This is a genomic window from Mesorhizobium sp. M0904, from assembly GCF_040319475.1.
In the GTDB taxonomy this organism is placed as follows: domain Bacteria; phylum Pseudomonadota; class Alphaproteobacteria; order Rhizobiales; family Rhizobiaceae; genus Mesorhizobium.
Window position 1 is genome coordinate 112,136 of record NZ_JAMYOC010000021.1, and the last position, 17,526, is coordinate 129,661.

Below are 17,526 nucleotides of genomic sequence, written 5' to 3' on the forward strand. Positions count from 1 at the left end.
GTGCGAGGCGCTGGAATGATCATGAGGCTCTTCTCCAAATCTCATAGCACAGCTGTCGTCAAATCAAACACGCCTCTTGGACTGGCTGGGTGCATAGCTCAATTCAACTCGATCACGTGTTGCCGGAAAACATGCTGCAAAATTTCGAACGCTACCCGCTCACCTTTGGATCCACGCCCATCGAGAAGCTCGACCGCCTCGGCAAGCATCTCGGGGAAAGGTGGACATCTACGCCAAGCGCGAGGACTGCAACTCTGGTCTCGCATTTGGCGGAAACAAGCTCCGCAAGCTCGAATAAATCATCCCCGATGCGATCGCGTCAAATGCCGATACGCTTGTCTCCATCGGCGGCGTGCAGTCCAACCATACGCGGATGGTCGCCGCCTCGCCGCCAAGATCGGCATGAAATGTCTCCTGGTTCAGGAGAGCTGGGTACCACATGAGGACGCCGTCTACGACCGGGTCGGCAACATTCTCTTGAGCCGGATCATGGGAGCGGAAGTGCGCCTTGTCGACAAGGGCTTCGATATCGGCATCCGCCGCAGTCGGGAACAGGCGCTCGATGAAGTCAAGTCAAGGGGCGGCAGGCCCTACGCGATACCGGCCGGGGCCTCAGTTCACAAATATGGCGGCCTTGGGTACGTAGGGTTCGCGGAGGAGGTGCGCGCCCAGCTTCGACTACATCGTCGTTTGCACAGTCACAGGTTCAACGCATGCCGGCATGCTCGTCGGATTTGCCAAGGACCGCCGACAGCGCAACGTGATCGGCATCGATGCCTCTGCCATCCCCACCCAAACCAAGGCGCAGGTGCTAAACGTTGCCCAAAACACAGCGAAGCTCGTCGATCTCGGAATGGAACTCGTCGAAGACGACGTGGTGTTGCTCGAGGAGTACGCGTACCCGTGTTATGGCATTCCGTCCGAGGAAACCAAGATGCCATCCGATTTCGTCGGGCTGCGTGTCCTGCAGGAGACGGATCACGCCATCCTGGCCGCCGCGGGCTTCAACTTCTTCCTCCTGCTCAGGTGGCTGAAGGCGCTTTTGTCGCTCTTATATACGGTCGCTGTTCGAGACAGCGGCACCCCGCTGTTCGAGACAGCGGCACCAACATCCCGCTTGCGGCGGACAAGGGCTCAGGAGGACGAGACCATTCTATGTACGGGCCTGTTGAGGCCATACCAGTAGTCGGTTCGTCCCACCTGGAACCGCCAGGATCGGGTCCTGGAAGATTTGCAGAATTCAGTTCGGCTAACGCGTCAGGCGGTCTTCATGACCGCGCCCTCGATGACGACGCCGGCGCTGACGTATTTCCACAGCGCGACGAGCAGCTTGCGGGCGAGCGCAACAATCGTCGCCTTCTTCAGATGGCCGCCCTTGTGTTTGACCCGGTCCTGGAACCACAAGGTGAGCGCCGATCGCGGTTGATGGCGCAGCCACAGCCAGGCCGTCTGGATCAGCGTCGTTCGTAGCCTTGGATTGCCGGCTTTCGATACCCCCTGGTCGTGATCGAACGAGCCGCTCTGCCACGGTGTCGGCGCGAGGCCCGCATAGGCGGCAACCTGTCGTCGGTTGTCGAAGTGACGTGACAGCCCCTCCGACCACAAGACGGCGGCAAACTCCGGCCCGATGCCCTTCAGGTCGAGCAGCATCGCCGGTGCCGGCGAGACGACCGGCACGTCAGCAAGCATGGCATCGCGCGCGGCCTCGACAGCTTTGATCTGCTCCAGCAGCAGTTCGAGCCTGTCGAGTTCCCGGCCGACCCTGCGCCTGCAGATGTGCCGGCAAGGGTCGGCCGTCGCCGGTCTTGAGTGCCTCCAGTCGCTTGCGCCGGTCGCGGCGCAGCGGCTCATAACCGGATACGCCCTGGGCGAACAGCAGGCCTTTGACGCGGTTGACATGGCGCACGCGCTCGTTCGTCAAGGCCTTGCGCTCACGCGTGATGCGGCGATGGTCCTCCTCCTCAGGCGCCGGCACCCGGAGCATCGCACACACCCGTGGCTCGCCTCGCTTGTAGGCCAGCAACGCCCGGACCAGCGCCTCACCGTCGATCTTGTCGGTCTTTGCGCGGCCCGCCGGCGCGAAGTCGCAATCGACGCCGGATCGACGACGTCACTTTCGATCCCTTCGGCCTCCAACACGCGATGGATCCAGAAGCCATCGAGCCCGGCCTCCTGGATCACGATGATCGGAAAGCACTGCCCGGTCCGGGCCTGCGCCTTCCTCTTGAGCTCGGCAAATCGCGCCAGCAGTCCGGCGACGTCGCCGGCCACCACCGAATGCTTCGACATCTTCTCGCCGTCACCCGGCGACAGCGAGGTGATCAACCATTTCGAGCGGCTCAATTCGAATGAGACGAAGATTGCGCCAAGATCGGTACGGATAGCGGTCAGCGCTTCGGATTGGTGAGCTGCAACGGGCATGCTTGCCTCCAGGGTAAGGTATTGATTCAGCAACCTCACTTTGCCACAGTGTAGGTCGCTCCACCCTCCTCATAGGATCTTATGTGGGGCCTGCGCGCCGCGATGCCGAAACGAGCTTCGCAGTCGCCCAATTCGACACGCTGCGACTGCGCCTCATCAAGATCGCCGCGCGCGTGGTCGAGATGAAAACCCAAATTCGCCTGCACCTGCCGACATCCTGTCCCGACCAGCGCATCCTGCGCATCGTCCTCGACCGCATTCCGCGGCTCGTGACGTAGCCGACGGGGCGCCAACGCCCCGAAACGAACCCGCCGACCGCAACCAGCAAACCCCCCGCTTTTCATCACGACGGATCACCGCCGGCGCCCAACCAGCTTGTCAAAAAGAACCCAAACGGCGACCAGATCACCACCTCAGGCCGCCAAACGTTTAGCGCCGTGCATAAACCCGGCTAGTAGGATACGACCGTTCCTAGGCCGTGCTGCTCTGCGATGTCGAGTATAGCAGAACCTATAGCGACATCATGGATCGCGAGGCCAAGATTGAACACTGCAATGCGATCAGCGATGCGAACTCTGCCGGCGATCCGTCCTGCGATGATGTCGCTTACAGATCCACGAACTCGCGAAATATCATTATACGGAGATCCTGTAGCGATAATATAATTCTTGAATTGCCCAACGTCGTCAGCCAACAACAGATCAGAAGCCGTTGTTATATCCTGCGACCATCCTAGGACATGGACGGGCATAGCCAAGCTGCCCTTTTTTACCCATCCGAACTGAAATGCAACGTCTTCCAATCGACTTGTTGCAGTCACGACAACGTCAGCGACGCGGATCGCGGCCTCTGCCTCCTTCACGTGAATTATTGTTGCTTTAGAATAGGTTTGTTCAGTCAACCGGGTTACAGCATTCTCATTGATATCCACGATATGAAATTCGGCAGTAGGGTGAATCAACGACAACATCTCTACGTGGTAAAGGCCCTGAAGACCAGCGCCAATTATAGCTATTCTGTTCACGTGAGGCGGCGACAAATACTTGCTTGTAATGGCCGACGCTGCTGCTGTGCGAATCGCTGTCAGGTAAGCAGCATCCATCACACAGACTGGCAGGCCGGTGTCCGGATCATTTAACACCAAAAGACCTGTGATGTTCGGCAGGCCAACTTTAGGATTGCTGGCGTAACAGGCAATCCATTTAAGGCCGGCTCGGCGTTGCCTGGGAAGCCAGCCAGCCATCGCATGGATGTGTGAGTCGCGCCCCGGGTGGATTCCGATCTTGGGCGGGTTCTCGAATGCGCCGTCGCCATGGTCACGAAGCGTCCGTTCGACGATGTCTAATGCTGAAGTGAATGGCAAATTCGTCTGTGCCACATCATTTCGACTCAACCATCGTATAGGCGTCGTCATATAACCTCCTCTCTTAGCGTTGAGACCGGCACTGGAAGAACAGTCCGGCGCTTGGTTCGGAATGTCGATAGCTGGAATAAGGCTACGCGTATTTCTTCGGCGAATTGGCGTGTGCTGCTGCAGGGCTAAGGACCTTTAGACGGAGAGTAGATTTGCGCCTTTTTAAGTCGTTCCTTTATGTCAGATAACAAGAGTGGCAGCTTCGGAGCCAATGCGATATTGTTTTGTTCGATGTACCGGAGAAATTCTTTGTCGTACATTGTCACATAATTGAGCTTGCTGCTTGCTGCTTCCGACAGCACCGGGATTGACGACAGATCCAGTATGACGCGCGGCTCTAGCCGCAGAAGGGCATCCTGAAGAGTAGCCTCGTATTCATCGTTGACATCGGCAGTTCCGATAACAACGATCGATCGTGGTTCGCGTGCGTAGCCTATCTCTGCCGGGCGCATGAGCGCGAGTTCCATGTCGATCGAACGGCGGAGGCGTCTGCGAAGGTTCTTAGGGTTCCGCGTTACGACCACCGTGGAGCGGAATTGCTTTCCGACACCACTCCTGATCAGCCCGCGGCCCAACATACCCGCCCCGATGATGTAAAGGCGGTCGGGTAGCTCTTCATTCGCAAATCGATCAGCTACGATGTCTCGAACGATCTGATCGTAGTCGAACGTCGCGACGAACCGCTGCCGTTCGCGCGCCGCGCGACCCATAGCAATTGCCGACCGTGCAATCTGGAAAATCGGAAAGTTTGGGTCAACAGGTTCGATAGCCTTCTCGAGTTGATCGCTGATGTAACTCTCGCCGAGGATTTGGGAATGAGCGGCCGATGCAATCTCGGCGAGACGTTGAGCTATCGCGGGCGCGCCTTCAATACGTCCGTGTGCGAGGTTAGAAAATATGGTGCTGGTTACGTTTTTTAGAGCGGGCTCTTCACCATAGATCTCGATTCGAGCACAGGTAGCGACCAGCAGAACGCCCTTTCTTTTCAGGTCGGCCGCGAGTGGTTTAACCTTCGAAGAGCGCTGCGCTATTGCAACGGGCTCGACCATCCGATGATCACTATAAAGGCCAAGGAGCTCGTTCATCTTTCTCTCCTGATGTTGACGGACGGAAGATCAGGCAGCAGACGCCAAATTTCCGAACCTTCTTTGCCCTGCGATGAAGGACGGTGTCCCGCGCCTTCGAGTTCGGGATCGGGCGGGGAGGCTTCGGGGTCGCAGCTGAGGGTCGTCCGCCCGAGGAGCTGCTGATTGGCCGATACCTCCTTCCCACAGAGTGCGGCCCTGACGTGCTTCTTTCCTTTGGGCGCGTGAATAGATGTCACCAGCGCTGGCTACTCCTGCCCAGCAACGGAGTTCCAAAAACCGTGCCAACTGAGCAGAAACAGCTCGAAAGCCAGTTTTCTGCATCAGACGACAAATTAGACAGGCGTGCAGCAGGGCCCGGACCGAACACCACTGCGTCGTAAACTCGACTAAACCGACACTTTGTCGGTTTGGCCGCTTCTTCTCAGGATTGAGGGTGCGTATTTCAGGCGATCGGGAGCACGGATTTCACCGCATCGTGAGACAGATTTCACGGGGTCATGAGCAACGATTCCAGACAATAGTGAGCAGCGAGTTCAGGTGATCGTGAGCACCTTTCGGAGGTGCGGGATGCTTAGGCCGACAACCCCAACCGATCTACAGGATGCCTCTTTCAAAACGAGGAAGCCTGATGCCCAACCCAGAGATTGTCGATCCGCCGGATCAGAGAAATTTTACGTCTATGGCACGTCCAGGGCCTGACCGAACGCGTCATCGCGCGCACGCTTGGGGTGAGCAATGGCGCGTGCATGGTTATCTGCAGCGCGCCCGTCTTGCCGGGCTGAGCTGGCCGCTGCCTGAAGGGATGGATGACGAAGGCCTCGAGCTTCTGCTCTTCCGGGCGCTGAAGGCGGCGTCGCAAAGTCCCCGGCGCCGGTGCCCATTGGAGCTATGTATCGGAACGGCGATCGTCACCGGTGTCGGCATTGCCAAAGTTGCGGCGCTGGTCGAAATGTGCGTGACGAAACTGACGACCGGCTACCCCGCGCCGCGCGATTCGCCTTGACGCAACTCGGTCCGCCGAACTCCGTTGAACAGTTGGCCGTGCAGGCCGTCCATCGGATTCGCTGTCGCTTGGTATCGGATCGGGTCAAACTGGTGAACCAGCTGCGCGGTCTTCTTGCCGAGCACGGCATCGTCATCCCGAGGGATATCACGCAGTTGCGACGTGGCCTCGCCGAGATCATCGCAGGCTGCGATGACGGCCTCAGCGAGATGGTGCGTTCTCCCATGAGCGATCTGCGGGAGGAACCGGCTGAACTGGATCGGCGAATTGCATCCTACGATAGCCGGATACGGGAATCTTCCGCAACAGCGAGCCGTGCCAACGCCTCGGCAAGATCGAAGGCGTTGGGCCGATAACGGCGACGGCATTGATTGCAGCTGTCGGTGACAGAACCTGCTTCAAGAACGGTCGCGAGTTCGCGGCGTGGCTGGGCCTTGTGCCGAAGCAGCGATCAAGTGGAGGACGGGCCCGCCTGTTCGGCATCAGCAAACGCGGCGACCGTTATTTGGCACGCTGATGATCCATGGCGCTCGCGCCGCGTTGGGTCGCGCCGGCGGCAAACAAGATCCGCGAAGCCTGTGGCTTGGCAAGTTGCGGCAACCGCGCCATCCCAACGTCGCGGCGGGTCGCGCTCGCCAACAAAGAATGGGAGGATCGTCTGGTCGATGCTCTCGGGTAATGCTGCCTATCACCGGACCTGTCGGTGAAAACAGCCTGACGGTCCCTGGAGAGCGAGAAGGAGGTCCTACCTCGGCAATTGCAGCAAAATGGCAGGAGATGCGAACGGGCACCCCGTCGCTTCCAGAACCTGGTGTGTGAACCGGCACGGCTTCGGCCGATGCCTGGGGGCCGTTAAGGTGGAAGCGGGCGAAAACCCATCGAGGCTCGCGGCGCTGAGCATCGAGCCGCATGAAGAAGCCGGATATACGTCAGCAGTTGTGACCGTCAACCGGTTTCAGCCAACCTGTTGCAATCGGGCGGGGTCCATATACGTTCAACATATGTCGCGGTTCAAAGCGCTATGGGCCAAGTTCCTCATGGGAGCGCCACGACGACAGGGGCGATCCGTCGAGCAACACAAAATAGTCAAGAGGGCGTGAAGGCGCTGGCGAAGCACACGGAGGCAGGTAGACGCCCGATCGATATGCGAAGTATCCGTCGGTTCGTCCATCCAGGTTGTTCTGTTGCTTTTGCCTTGCTCAACATCATGTCGCGATGAGTCTTCGGCTCCGCACCGGGAACAACTGTCAACATTCAGGAAACCTCCAGCAACAACGGTCTGTGGCTGAATCTGCGAGTGGAGAAAAGAACTTCCTTATATCACCTGCGCAATAGGCAGTGACGCGGACTGATAATTAGCGATCGTTTCGGAGACCGGCAGCATGGTGAACCCCGCCAGGGGCTCCATGATAATACCGGTCTTTGGATTAGCCCGAGGGCTGTGACGCGGTGACTACAAGGACCTCCCCGCTGCGACGGATGTGACACTTCACTGTCGCGGAGGTCGGGTCAGTCGCCGAGACATCCAACTTCAGGTCCACCAGAGAACAAGATCCGGCCGTGCAAACCCAAAAAAGCTGTTCAGCACCAGGCGACGCTTTCCGTCGCCTGATTGACCGGTGACGCCGTGGACGAAACCGCCGTCAATTAGGGCGATATCCCCGGCCTTGAGCTGGAAGTCGCGACAAGGAACGGCCTCGAGATACGCTGCCGAATAGGGATAGCCAGTGGTCTCCACACCCTGCGACTTTCGGTCCGCGACTGTAGGCTTATGGCTCCAGAGCCGCAGATTGCCACCTTCCTCGGCCATGCCCGGATAGAAATTGAGTGCGGCGACGGTGTTGTTGGCCACCGCAGAAAGCTCGTAATCGTTCCCAGCACATGCCACTTGAGCGACATCGTCGTGGGGCTCCAAGGAAAACGTGCCACTGCCAGTCCAACTGAGAGCGCGACAAATATTAGCCTGACCGTGTTCCGAACGAGCCAGCCGCAACTCAATGCCCTGGTCGTGCAGCTCGCGCTTCAACGCGTTGAACAATCCGCGGACTGGATCAACCAAATTGCTAAAAAGGCCATCGACGAACGGTCGCGCAGTTTCCGCCTCTGCGAAATATGTGACTGCATCCTTCCTATAGTGTGACGCTCCGACATATTGTCCGGGGACGCCATCTTTACGCTCTTTGAGACCTGGACTGCCAACAAAGTTCGCGGTGATCTCCTCGGCTAGTTCGGTGCTGAAAGCTTGCTTGATGTGCAGAGCGGTGATCTCACCTTTCAGGACTGAGATGATATCCGCAGTGCTGATCGTGCCGGTTCGTTCGCTAATAACAAAAGGGGAGACGGCTGGCTCTTGAGATGCCTGGTTAGTCATTGTCTTGCTCCTGTAGTGCCTGACTGAGGATGGCGATGCCATGATCGAGCTCGTCATCGGTGATGGTTATCGGCGGGAGGACTTTGATGACGTCGCGATTTGGCCCTGAGGATTCGAGCAGCAGGCCGTTTTCGAACGCGACATCGTGCACACGGCCGACAATGGCCTGTGAACGGCACTTCAGGCCGGTCATCAGACCACGGCCGCGCTTTTGTTCGATGCACTTGGGGAATTTCGCAACGAGGTGATCAAGGTGTCTTTGAAGCTTGGCGGCCGTCCGCTCGACGTCTGCAGTAAACTGCCTCTCGGACCACATTTTGCACATGGCCCCTGCAGTCACGAAGGCGAGATTGTTGCCTCTGAAGGTCCCGCTGTGTTCTCCGGGCTTCCATATATCCATGTCGGGGCGGATCAGAACAATGGAGAACGGATTACCCGAACCGCTCAGGGATTTCGAAAGGCATACGATGTCGGGTTCGATTTTCGCGAACTCGAACGAGAAGAAATCGCCCGTTCGGCCTGAACCTGCCTGAATGTCGTCGACGATCAAAACAACGTCGTGCTTTCGGCAAATGCGCTGAATTTCTATGAGCCAAGCTGCGGATGCGGTGTTCATGCCGCCTTCTGCCTGGATGGTCTCCAGAATGATTGCGGCAGGCTTTTCTATGCCGCTCCCCGGGTCGCCCAAAACGCAGTCGATGTAACTCGCAGAATCGAAAGCCTGGTTCGCATAGCCATCGTAGGGGACACGGATCACATCGTGGCGAGCAACGCCGCCCAGTTCCCTGGTCGACGCCGAACCCGACACCGCCAGAGAGCCGAGCGACATGCCGTGGTACGCATTTGTGAAGGCCATGACGCTCGAGCGGCCGGTATATTTTCGCGCCAACGCCAGCGCTGCTTCGTTGGCGTTTGTGCCGGTAGGCCCAGGAAACTGTATCTTGTAAGAAAGGCCCCTGGGTTTCAGAATAAAATCGACAAACGCTTCGATGAAGTCACGCTTTGCCGCTGTATACATGTCAAGCGACAAAAGAATATTCTCGCCAGCGAGATATTCAATTGCTGGCGCCATAATAGTCGGGTTGTTGTGTCCGTAGTTGAGCGCGCCGGATCCTACAAGGAAATCGATAAAAGGCTTACCGGCCTCGTCCCAGACTGTCGCCCCAAGGGCCTTCGTAAAGACCGTGGGAAAAGACAGCCCATAGCGACGAACGTTAGATTCATAATCTGTAAAAATGTCGGTATTCATTTTAGGGTCCCTCCGCAGGTAGCGTTCAACGAGAGAACGCTTGAATGCGTTTAGTTGGTTGGCGGTTGTTCTTTGGTTTCAAAAGAAGGCCAGAACAGTCCGGACGGTGGCTTTGCAAAGAATCTGCTGGCCATGCCGACATGCTCGCTAAAGTTTCCGCCATACAATGGAGTCCCGACTTGCGCGGCAGCTCATCTGCTACGCAGATGCATTTCGAAACCTCCACGGTCGTCGCGTTGCTCTGCATTCCGATACCTCTCGGTTTATGCGTTGAAACGAGCTTCGTTTAGAGTGCTGGTCGTCTCTCCTTTGATGTTTGGCGCTGGCTCCGGTCATGACGCCGTTCACACCTTCATTGTGAGGGACGACCGCCGCCACCAAAACGCCTCGGTCGCCGGCGCGAGGGCCCGTTACCTCATGGAATCATCAGAACAATGCTTCTTGAAGCGAGCAATGATTAGCTTCGCAACCTGGTCCGAGCGGTCCACCCCAGAAACCACTTTCGCGTCGTATAGACCCCCGGGGAAATCAAGATCGAATTCAATCACGTAGGGATAAGCCATATCTATGGCACCGAAGTTGATCCCATGTGCCATCAGCTTTCGGCCAATCAACTCAGCAAGCTCTATCTCATTGGAATTCAGATCGACTGGAATTGCCATCCCTCCTTGTGTCATATTTGATCGGTGATCATCTGCTGCGCCTTGCCGACCATGCCAAGCAACGACCTTCCCACAAGTAAAGATGATGCGCTTTTCGCCTTGGGCGACCTCCGGGATAAACTTCTGAAGAATTGCATACTGAGCTTTGAAGCCACCTAGCGCGCCATAATCCATCGTGCTTTGCGCGACAGTGTTTCCGGTAAGGCATTGGAGAATTGCTCGAACGTTTGGTCCGTGTTGAGGAAGTAAGAAGACGTTTTCTCCGCATCCGGAATTTGGCGGTTTGGCCACCCACCATTGATCTCGGGCCTGCTGATAGCGCTCCCAGAGCGACGTAAAATCATTCGATACATATGAAAATGCTCGGTTCTCTTTTGGGACGAGATAGCCCATTGCATGTTTGCTATTTAGAAACATCAGCCCTTCAATACTGTTAACGAAGGGCGTCTGTTGGGAAGCTAGCCACAGCATTCGCCAAACATCTCGGTACACGCAAGCTTGGGGCGAACCTAGGACCCAGATCAGCTGGCATTCGTCAAGAAAATATGTCTCTCGAGTCCCAGGTGCCACGGCGCCAGGAGAGTACGGCTCAGCATTCTCTGGCAGGAGCACTCCTCGTGTGAAATAGCGGTAGTCATCTGCCGCAATAGCATTGATCTCCCCGAGAATTACTCGCCAGCCGAAGCGACGGAACGCGCAGGTGAGAAGTGCATCATTGTCACCTAAGCAATCGAGACTGTTGACCAGTATGAGCAATTTCATTGCGTCCTCCTAGATAGATAGCCAAAAGGCGATTAGCTGCACGTCAGCGCTTCGATCACGTCGAGAGAGTTACGTCGACATCAGCGCCTTTTGGCGACGATCTGCCCGTCGCTGTGAGATTCGGATCCGATGACAGCATCACCCAGTCTTGCAGCATCCTAAGAGCAACCGCCGTGCCAGCGTTGTCCGTGGTCTGTAACCTACTGATTGCACTTTCGAAAAGGCCTTGTCGGGCGACTCACGTGATGTGTATTGAACCTGACAACATAGCTGGCGTTGTCGGAAGAGGGACAACGACTGCAAGCGAAAGTCGCTTGCGTAAGCGCCCACCCTGCCGACAGGAGCAGCCATGAAGTATTTTGCCGGACGTGTCGTTGGAAGAGACTGCGATCTGCGTGGTCGAGGAGAGTGGACGGATCGTCAAGGAGACGCGTGCGGCGAGCGAGCCGGAGGCGTTGATCAAATCCCTGCGCAAAAAAGTTGGGCTTCGGCTGGAGCGGATCGGCCTGGAAGCGTGCTCGCTGACGGCCTGGCTTCACGACGGATTGCGCGCCGAAGGCCTGCCGGCGATCTGCATCGAGCCGCGGGCTGCCAATGCGGCCATGAGACGATGCCGAACAAGACCGATCGCAACGATGCCCGCGCGCTTGCGCAGATCATGCGCACCGGCTGGTATCGGCAGGTGCATGTCAAGAGCCGGCAATGCCGGCTCTGGCGTTCTCTCCTGGTTGCCCGCTGCACGGTGCTGAACGAAATGCGCAGCATCGAGAGTGTGGTCCTGGCGATCCTGCGGGAGGCCGGCATCAAGCTGGGCACGCCGTCGCGAACCGCCTTCGCCGGTCGTGTGCACGAACTGGCCGGCGCTGACGCCGAGGTGATGGCGATGGTCGGGCCGCTGCTTACAATCCTCAGCGTCATGCTGAAGGAGTTCGCCCGCCTGACCAAGCAAGTTCTCGACATCGTCCGCAAGGAGGAAGTCTGTCGGCGGCTGATGAGCGCGCCCGGCGTCGGGCCGATCACGGCGCTCACCTTCCGCGCCACGATCGACCGACCGGAGCGGTTCGGCTCCTCGCAGGCGGTGGGAGCGCATCTGGGCTGACGCCGGCGCGCTACCAGTCCGGTGAGACCGACATCCAGGGCGAGGTCAGCCGCTGCGGCGACGAACTCGCCCGCACCGCCCTCTACGAGGCGGCGCATTCGCTGCTCGTGCGCTCGAAGAAATGGTCGAGCTTGCGCGCCTGGGGCATGAACTTCGCCAAACGCCGCGGCATGGCGCGGGCCCGGGTAGCAGTCGCCCGCAAGCTCGCCGTCATCCTGCATCGCATGTGGACCCACGCGACCGAGTTCCGCTTTGGAAAGGAGCCTGCCGCACTGGCGGCGTGACCCGAGACAGATCAAAGGAGCAAAGAACACGAACAAAGCTTTCCTCCGAAAGGTCGATGCCCGGATCGTTCCGTGGGGACGATGGGCGAGGCGATCTCGTTGAGTGTCCCGAACCTGCCGAACCAAGGTTCGCAAGGTCGTGAAACAGATTGAGACGTCTCGCTCTCCTGATCCCATCATGCGGCGGCCCCAAGCGCCGACCGCGAAGAGAAGCGCGTGACCCGCGGACGATACGATCCGGAAAAAGAACAGGAGCAGCTTGACCTCGACGACCCCAATCAGAGAGGACACTTAGCGTTTGCAAGCTCTCTCTATCTCAAAACCAGATGACGTCAATACACACACTAGATTTGACTTAGGCCCTCTATCTCTTGCTACGGTTCACGAGCAGATGATTGTGCGCGCCTCCATCTTCGCGAATACTTCGACCGAGTGGGTAATTTAGCTGCCGGAAGATCGTGGGCTAAGCAAATAATAGAGTGCAGAACGATGATCAAGAATCAGAAGGGCATCGCCTTATGCTTAACCGGCTCGCAACAGATTCCGAGTGCTCCCTAATAGACTGGCATGATGAGCGCAGCCATGAGGGAGAGTGATGTTGTAAGCACCTTAGGGCGAGGTGCAAGCGACTTGGAAGTGCCAGAGCACGCGGAGACTTTGCGCCCGTCTTGGAAGTCTCTGACCTTCAGACGGTCTTCTGGTCTCGCGGAACAAGAACCTGCGCGGCCAACGGGGTAAATTTCCACCTTAATCGCAGTGAACTTCTGGGCGTGGTCGGTGAAAGCGGGTCGGGCAAAAGGGTGACGATGATCGTTTATGTTCATGAGATGAAGAAATGTAGGTCTGCAAAGCGCTCCTTGTACACGGATAGCATTTCGATGCGCCAGCACTATGTCTAGCTCGGGTGTAACGTGGAACGGTACTCACTCGCGGATAGTAGATTAACGATAGCGACGAGATGAAAACCATGATTGACCATCTTAAAGCCGTTCTTGATGCAATCGACAACAATCGAGACGCTGCGCTCGCAAGACTCTTTGAGGTGTTGCGGATACCCAGTGTCTCAACCGACCCTGCCTATAAGGAAAGTTGCAGAGCAACTGCGGAATGGTGCGCCGCAACGCTTCGTGAAATCGGTTTTGAAGCGAGTCTACGCGAGACGAGCGGGAATCCGATCGTCGTGGCGCACGATGGGCCAGCCGATGGCGCAGGAAAGCCTCATATACTCTTCTACGGCCACTATGACGTGCAGCCGTCGGATCCTCTGAACCTGTGGACTAAACCTCCATTCGAGCCATGGTTGGACTTCGAGTCAGGTAACGGGGAAGTGATCGTCGCGCGGGGGGCGGAAGATAGCAAAGGACAATTCTCAACGTTTCTCGAAGCCTTACGAGCGTGGAAGCAGGTGGCAGGCGCGCTGCCAATCCGCGTGACGGTTCTCCTTGAGGGTGAAGAGGAATCCGACTCACCAAGCCTTCCAGAATTTTTGGCTCGGCATGGAAGCGAGATCACTTGCGATCTCGCGTTCATCTGCGATGTCGTACAGTGGGATAAAGATACTCCTGCAATTACAGTCCGGTTGAGAGGCATTGTCGGTCTTGAGGTCATTCTCACGGGCCCAAGCCGCGATCTGCACTCCGGCCAGTATGGCGGGCCTGCATTGAACCCTATCCGGACGCTCGTGCATGTCCTTGCTGATCTCCATGACGCCGATGGGCGCGTCACTGTACCCGGTTTCTATGATGGTATCGAACCGCCCCCGCCGGATCAGAAGAAGCAATGGGAAGCGCTGGACTTCGACACCGATGCATTCCTTGGCGACGTAGGTCTTGCAGTTCCAGCAGGAGAGAAGGGATATAGCGCGCTGGAACAACTTTGGGAGCGTCCAACCTGTGAGTTTAATGGCATTACTGGCGGTTACCAGGGTGTTGGCGGTAAGACGATTATTCCCTCGAGAGCGTCTGTGAAGATTTCTTGTCGACTGGTCCCAGGACAGAATCCTGAGAAGATTTTAGATTCGCTTCGCTCGTTCATCCTGTCCCGGGTGCCACAGGATTGTAAAGTGGAGTTCCTCAACAAAGACAACACCGGTTTGTCCGGCGAGGATGAATCGTGTTCTTTTGAAACGAAAGTGAAAGAAGCCAGTCGCAAAGCCTTCAGTATTGATCCCCGATCACCTTACCTGAAGGCAGCAGCAGCAGCTCTCGAGGAGGAATGGGGGCGGCCCACCGTGTTCATGGGGTCAGGCGGATCAATTCCTATTGTCTCTTCACTGAGTCGTGTCCTTGGCATGGATTGCCTTCCGATTGGCTTCGGATTGGATGATGATCGTATCCACTCTCCAAACGAAAAGTACAATGTAAAATGCTTCCAAAAAGGCGCACGGAGCTGGGCCAGAATCATCGGACGGCTGGCCCGACCTGCTTAGGGCCTCTTGATCGCGCGGCTCACCCGGTGGATCGAATTCGGCCGAGACGGTCCTCCGAAAGGGCGTCGCTGGTTGGGAGGCGCAACAAAGCTGCAGGCGCGCGGAGCGCTGAACTCCGCCTCGCGCCCGGCGGTTGCAATCAACCTCACAAGACTCTCGCACATCGCTTCAGATCTTTAAGCGCGCCGACAGGGTGATCGTGACACTCTTCGTCAATCCGAAGCAGTTCAACAGCCAGGCCGATCTCGCCGCCTATCAGCGCACCGAGCGCGAGGATGCCGCCAAGCTGGCGCCGCTCAGCGCGCGCCTGCTTTATGCGCCGGATGGCTTGGAGATGTACCCGGACGGATTCGCCCCACTGTTACGGTGGACGGCGTCAGCCAAGAGCGCAGTTGCACGTGGTGCGGCGCATGGCGCATGATCTGGACATTCCGATCGGCATCGTCCCGTGCCCCACCGTCCGTGAACCTGACGGGCTGGCGCTCTCGTCGCGCAACCTGCGCTTATCGGCGTCAGAGCGGCAGGTCGCACCTAAGCTTGCCGCGATCGTGTTCGATGCGGCTGCACGCATCGAGGGTGATGACACGGGAGGAGCGGATCGAGCACATCTGAAGCGCGGCCCACGACGAGTATTGCGGCTATGCCGATTGGCGTTTCCCGCGGACGCAGCGCGGCCGGAGGATTGTCATGGTCTTCGGTCCGGAGCGAAGCCGTGATTGTCGCCACTGGCATTGGATGGTGGACCGGCATTGTCGAGAGCCAGAAACCGAGTGCTGAGGCTTGGGCATTGCTCTTCCCGCTGCCCTTGGTGTTTGCTTTTAACCAGTACGGGTATCCGAGGTCCCGCGCACTGGTCATCCCGTCTGACGGCTCTTCGATGGCGCGAGGCGCTGGGTCGCTGCAGAAGCATCCGGACATAGCGGCTAATCGAAGTCTACCCGAGCTGGCATTCTGCTTCACCGGTGGCCGAGGCGCGGTGGCCCGCCATTCCAGGCGTCTTTCAGTCCCTCAAGGCCTTTGGTGGAGAGCGAAAAACGGCATTGAACACTATTTAAAGTGATGTATGTAGTAGATCAATTGGAGGATAAATGTGCAATTTGCACTAGTGCCTTCCCAAGGATGAGGGAGCGAGCCACGAAGATCGCCTGCATCTCTCTTAGACAGTTTCATGCTGACCTTAAGCAGGGCAGCTACAAACAGGAGAAATCCCATGGCTGAACAACGTTCCGTCGCTGTCGTTGGCGGGGGCGTAATCGGCGTTAGTTGCGCGCTTATGCTGGCGCGGGAAGGACACCGTGTCACCGTGATCGAGGAGGGTCGCATCGGCCATGGTTGCTCTTGGGGCAACGGCGCCCAATACAATGCGGGCTCGTCTTTCCCCATGGCTCATCCCGGTGTCCTGTGGCATGCGCTGCGCTGGCTCGCTGACACTAAAGGCCCGGTCCGCCTCGCCCCGCGTGAGCTTCCCCGCACACTCCCATGGCTCATCCGCTTCCTGCGCACCGGACGCCCAAAAGCTTGGAAGGCAGCCTATGCGGCGTTGCACGCTCTCAACGCCCCGTGTGCCGGACTCTATCGCGACATGCTCGGCGATACCGACTGGAGACGGGTGTTCCGGCCGAGCGGCGCTCTGCATGTCTGGCGCGATGCATCACCCGGCGCTCTGGATGCGATGGTGGATAGCCTGAGGGCCAGGCATGATGTGGCCTTTGAGAGGCTCAACGCCGAGCAGCTGCACGACTTGGAGCCCGCTTTGTCTGACAACTACCGACGCGGGATCTTCTTTCCCGACAGCGGCCATGTGACTTCACCTCTGGCCCTGGTGGAGGGCCTGATGGATCGAGCCGCTGCGATTGGCGTTTCAATTCGCACGGCGCAGGTCGAAGCTATAGAACCCGGCACAGAAGGTGTAACGCTTCAGACAAATACGGGGCCCCACCGCTGCGACATAGTGGTCATCGCAGCTGGTATCGCCAGCCGCGACTTCGCGCGTTGCCTTGGAGTTTCCCTATCGCTGGCTAGCGAGCGTGGCTATCACATCACCGTGCCCGGCAATTCAGGTGTTATCAGTCGCCCCGTCACCGACGCAGCTTCGGCCTTTGTCGCCACGCCGCTCAACGAAGGGCTGCGCATTGTAGGCATCGCCGAATTCGATGCGCCCGATGCGCCGCGCGACGCAGCGCAGAGCAACAAGCTGCAGGCATGCGCCCGCGCTATGCTGCCAGACATACCCATCAACCAGGTGACCGATTGGATGGGCGTAAGACCATCGACGCCGGACAGCCTGCCGATCATCGGTCCCCATCCCAAGCATGCCGCCATCCTGTTCGCGACTGGCCATGGTCACATGGGCATCAGCGGCGCCCCAATGACCGCGACCATTATCTGCGACCTCGTCGCGGGCCGCACGCCCCGAATTTCCTGGGCTCCTTATCGGGTGCGGTAAAGGCAGTGAGCCTATGCGCAAAGTTTAATCTTGTGCTATGTCACGGAAATGATATAGTCCATTTGGAAATTGGTACAATGCAACCTAGTTGTAGGAGGGTTGAATGAATCGCTGGGCCCGTCCGATGTTTGCTGCCGCCATTGGCGCACCCGCTTATTCGGTTCGGCCTCCGTGTCGGCTCCAGCCGAAAACCACTCCCTGGCGCTTGACCGCGACTCCCTGGGTCTCGCGTGCTCGCGCATCACCCGTTACATGCTTGAGCGTGGCATTGACATGAAGGTAGTTCCCCAGTCCGGAAA

11 protein-coding genes and 5 pseudogenes are annotated in these 17,526 nt (G+C 57.9%); 10 read left to right on the plus strand and 6 right to left on the minus strand.

Annotation, left to right across the window (positions count from 1 at the left end):
* Positions 1-131: 131 nt before the first annotated feature.
* Positions 132-934: pseudogene (locus tag NKH80_RS22065) on the plus strand (1-aminocyclopropane-1-carboxylate deaminase); the annotation flags it as partial.
* A 323-nt stretch (positions 935-1,257) separates the two neighbouring features.
* Here the strand turns inward: NKH80_RS22065 and NKH80_RS22070 are convergent.
* Positions 1,258-2,421: pseudogene (locus NKH80_RS22070) on the minus strand (IS110 family RNA-guided transposase).
* A 78-nt stretch (positions 2,422-2,499) separates the two neighbouring features.
* Here NKH80_RS22070 and NKH80_RS22075 point away from each other — a divergent pair.
* Positions 2,500-2,699, plus strand: a pseudogene (locus NKH80_RS22075) (transposase); the annotation flags it as partial.
* A 173-nt stretch (positions 2,700-2,872) separates the two neighbouring features.
* Here NKH80_RS22075 and NKH80_RS22080 read toward each other — a convergent pair.
* Complete coding sequence (locus NKH80_RS22080; RefSeq protein WP_352993460.1) at positions 2,873-3,835, minus strand: ornithine cyclodeaminase family protein; 963 nt, start codon at positions 3,833-3,835, stop codon at positions 2,873-2,875.
* A gap of 125 nt (positions 3,836-3,960) precedes the next feature.
* Positions 3,961-4,920, minus strand: coding sequence for a hypothetical protein (locus NKH80_RS22085; RefSeq protein ID WP_352993462.1), 960 nt, complete (start codon positions 4,918-4,920; stop codon positions 3,961-3,963).
* 647 nt (positions 4,921-5,567) lie between these two features.
* Here NKH80_RS22085 and NKH80_RS22090 point away from each other — a divergent pair.
* From NKH80_RS22090 to NKH80_RS22100, 3 genes and pseudogenes are all read left to right on the plus strand, one after another.
* Positions 5,568-5,822, plus strand: a pseudogene (locus NKH80_RS22090) (sigma factor-like helix-turn-helix DNA-binding protein); the annotation flags it as partial.
* 100 nt (positions 5,823-5,922) lie between these two features.
* On the plus strand, positions 5,923-6,282 hold the full coding sequence (locus NKH80_RS22095) for a hypothetical protein (protein WP_352993464.1): 360 nt from the start codon (positions 5,923-5,925) through the stop codon (positions 6,280-6,282).
* An 11-nt stretch (positions 6,283-6,293) separates the two neighbouring features.
* Entirely contained in the window at positions 6,294-6,443 is a 150-nt protein-coding gene (locus NKH80_RS22100; RefSeq protein WP_352993466.1) for a transposase, read from the plus strand.
* Positions 6,444-7,457: 1,014 nt separating this feature from the next.
* Here NKH80_RS22100 and NKH80_RS22105 read toward each other — a convergent pair.
* The 3 genes from NKH80_RS22105 to NKH80_RS22115 form a co-directional block, all read right to left on the minus strand.
* Complete coding sequence (locus NKH80_RS22105; protein WP_352993468.1) at positions 7,458-8,297, minus strand: 2OG-Fe(II)-dependent halogenase WelO5 family protein; 840 nt, start codon at positions 8,295-8,297, stop codon at positions 7,458-7,460.
* Complete coding sequence (gene ectB / locus NKH80_RS22110; RefSeq protein WP_352993470.1) at positions 8,290-9,546, minus strand: diaminobutyrate--2-oxoglutarate transaminase; 1,257 nt, start codon at positions 9,544-9,546, stop codon at positions 8,290-8,292. Before ectB ends, NKH80_RS22105 begins: the two co-directional genes overlap by 8 nt.
* Before the next feature lie 410 nt (positions 9,547-9,956).
* Positions 9,957-10,970: an ATP-grasp domain-containing protein gene (locus tag NKH80_RS22115; protein ID WP_352818407.1), complete on the minus strand. Its 1,014-nt coding sequence runs from the start codon at positions 10,968-10,970 to the stop codon at positions 9,957-9,959.
* Positions 10,971-11,326: 356 nt separating this feature from the next.
* Between NKH80_RS22115 and NKH80_RS22120 the strand changes: the two are divergent.
* From NKH80_RS22120 to NKH80_RS22140, 5 genes and pseudogenes are all read left to right on the plus strand, one after another.
* Positions 11,327-12,353: pseudogene (locus NKH80_RS22120) on the plus strand (IS110 family RNA-guided transposase).
* 967 nt (positions 12,354-13,320) lie between these two features.
* Positions 13,321-14,781 (plus strand): M20/M25/M40 family metallo-hydrolase, encoded by a 1,461-nt coding sequence (locus tag NKH80_RS22125; protein ID WP_352993490.1) that lies wholly within the window; start codon positions 13,321-13,323, stop codon positions 14,779-14,781.
* Positions 14,782-14,980: 199 nt separating this feature from the next.
* The gene (locus tag NKH80_RS22130; protein ID WP_352993472.1) at positions 14,981-15,202 is read left to right on the plus strand and encodes a pantoate--beta-alanine ligase; all 222 of its coding nucleotides are present in this window, start codon (positions 14,981-14,983) and stop codon (positions 15,200-15,202) included.
* Entirely contained in the window at positions 15,192-15,497 is a 306-nt protein-coding gene (locus NKH80_RS22135; RefSeq protein WP_352993474.1) for a pantoate--beta-alanine ligase, read from the plus strand. The genes NKH80_RS22130 and NKH80_RS22135 overlap by 11 nt, the downstream gene beginning before the upstream one ends.
* A 494-nt stretch (positions 15,498-15,991) precedes the next feature.
* Positions 15,992-17,227 (plus strand): NAD(P)/FAD-dependent oxidoreductase, encoded by a 1,236-nt coding sequence (locus NKH80_RS22140; protein ID WP_352993476.1) that lies wholly within the window; start codon positions 15,992-15,994, stop codon positions 17,225-17,227.
* The last annotated feature ends 299 nt before the right edge of the window (positions 17,228-17,526 follow it).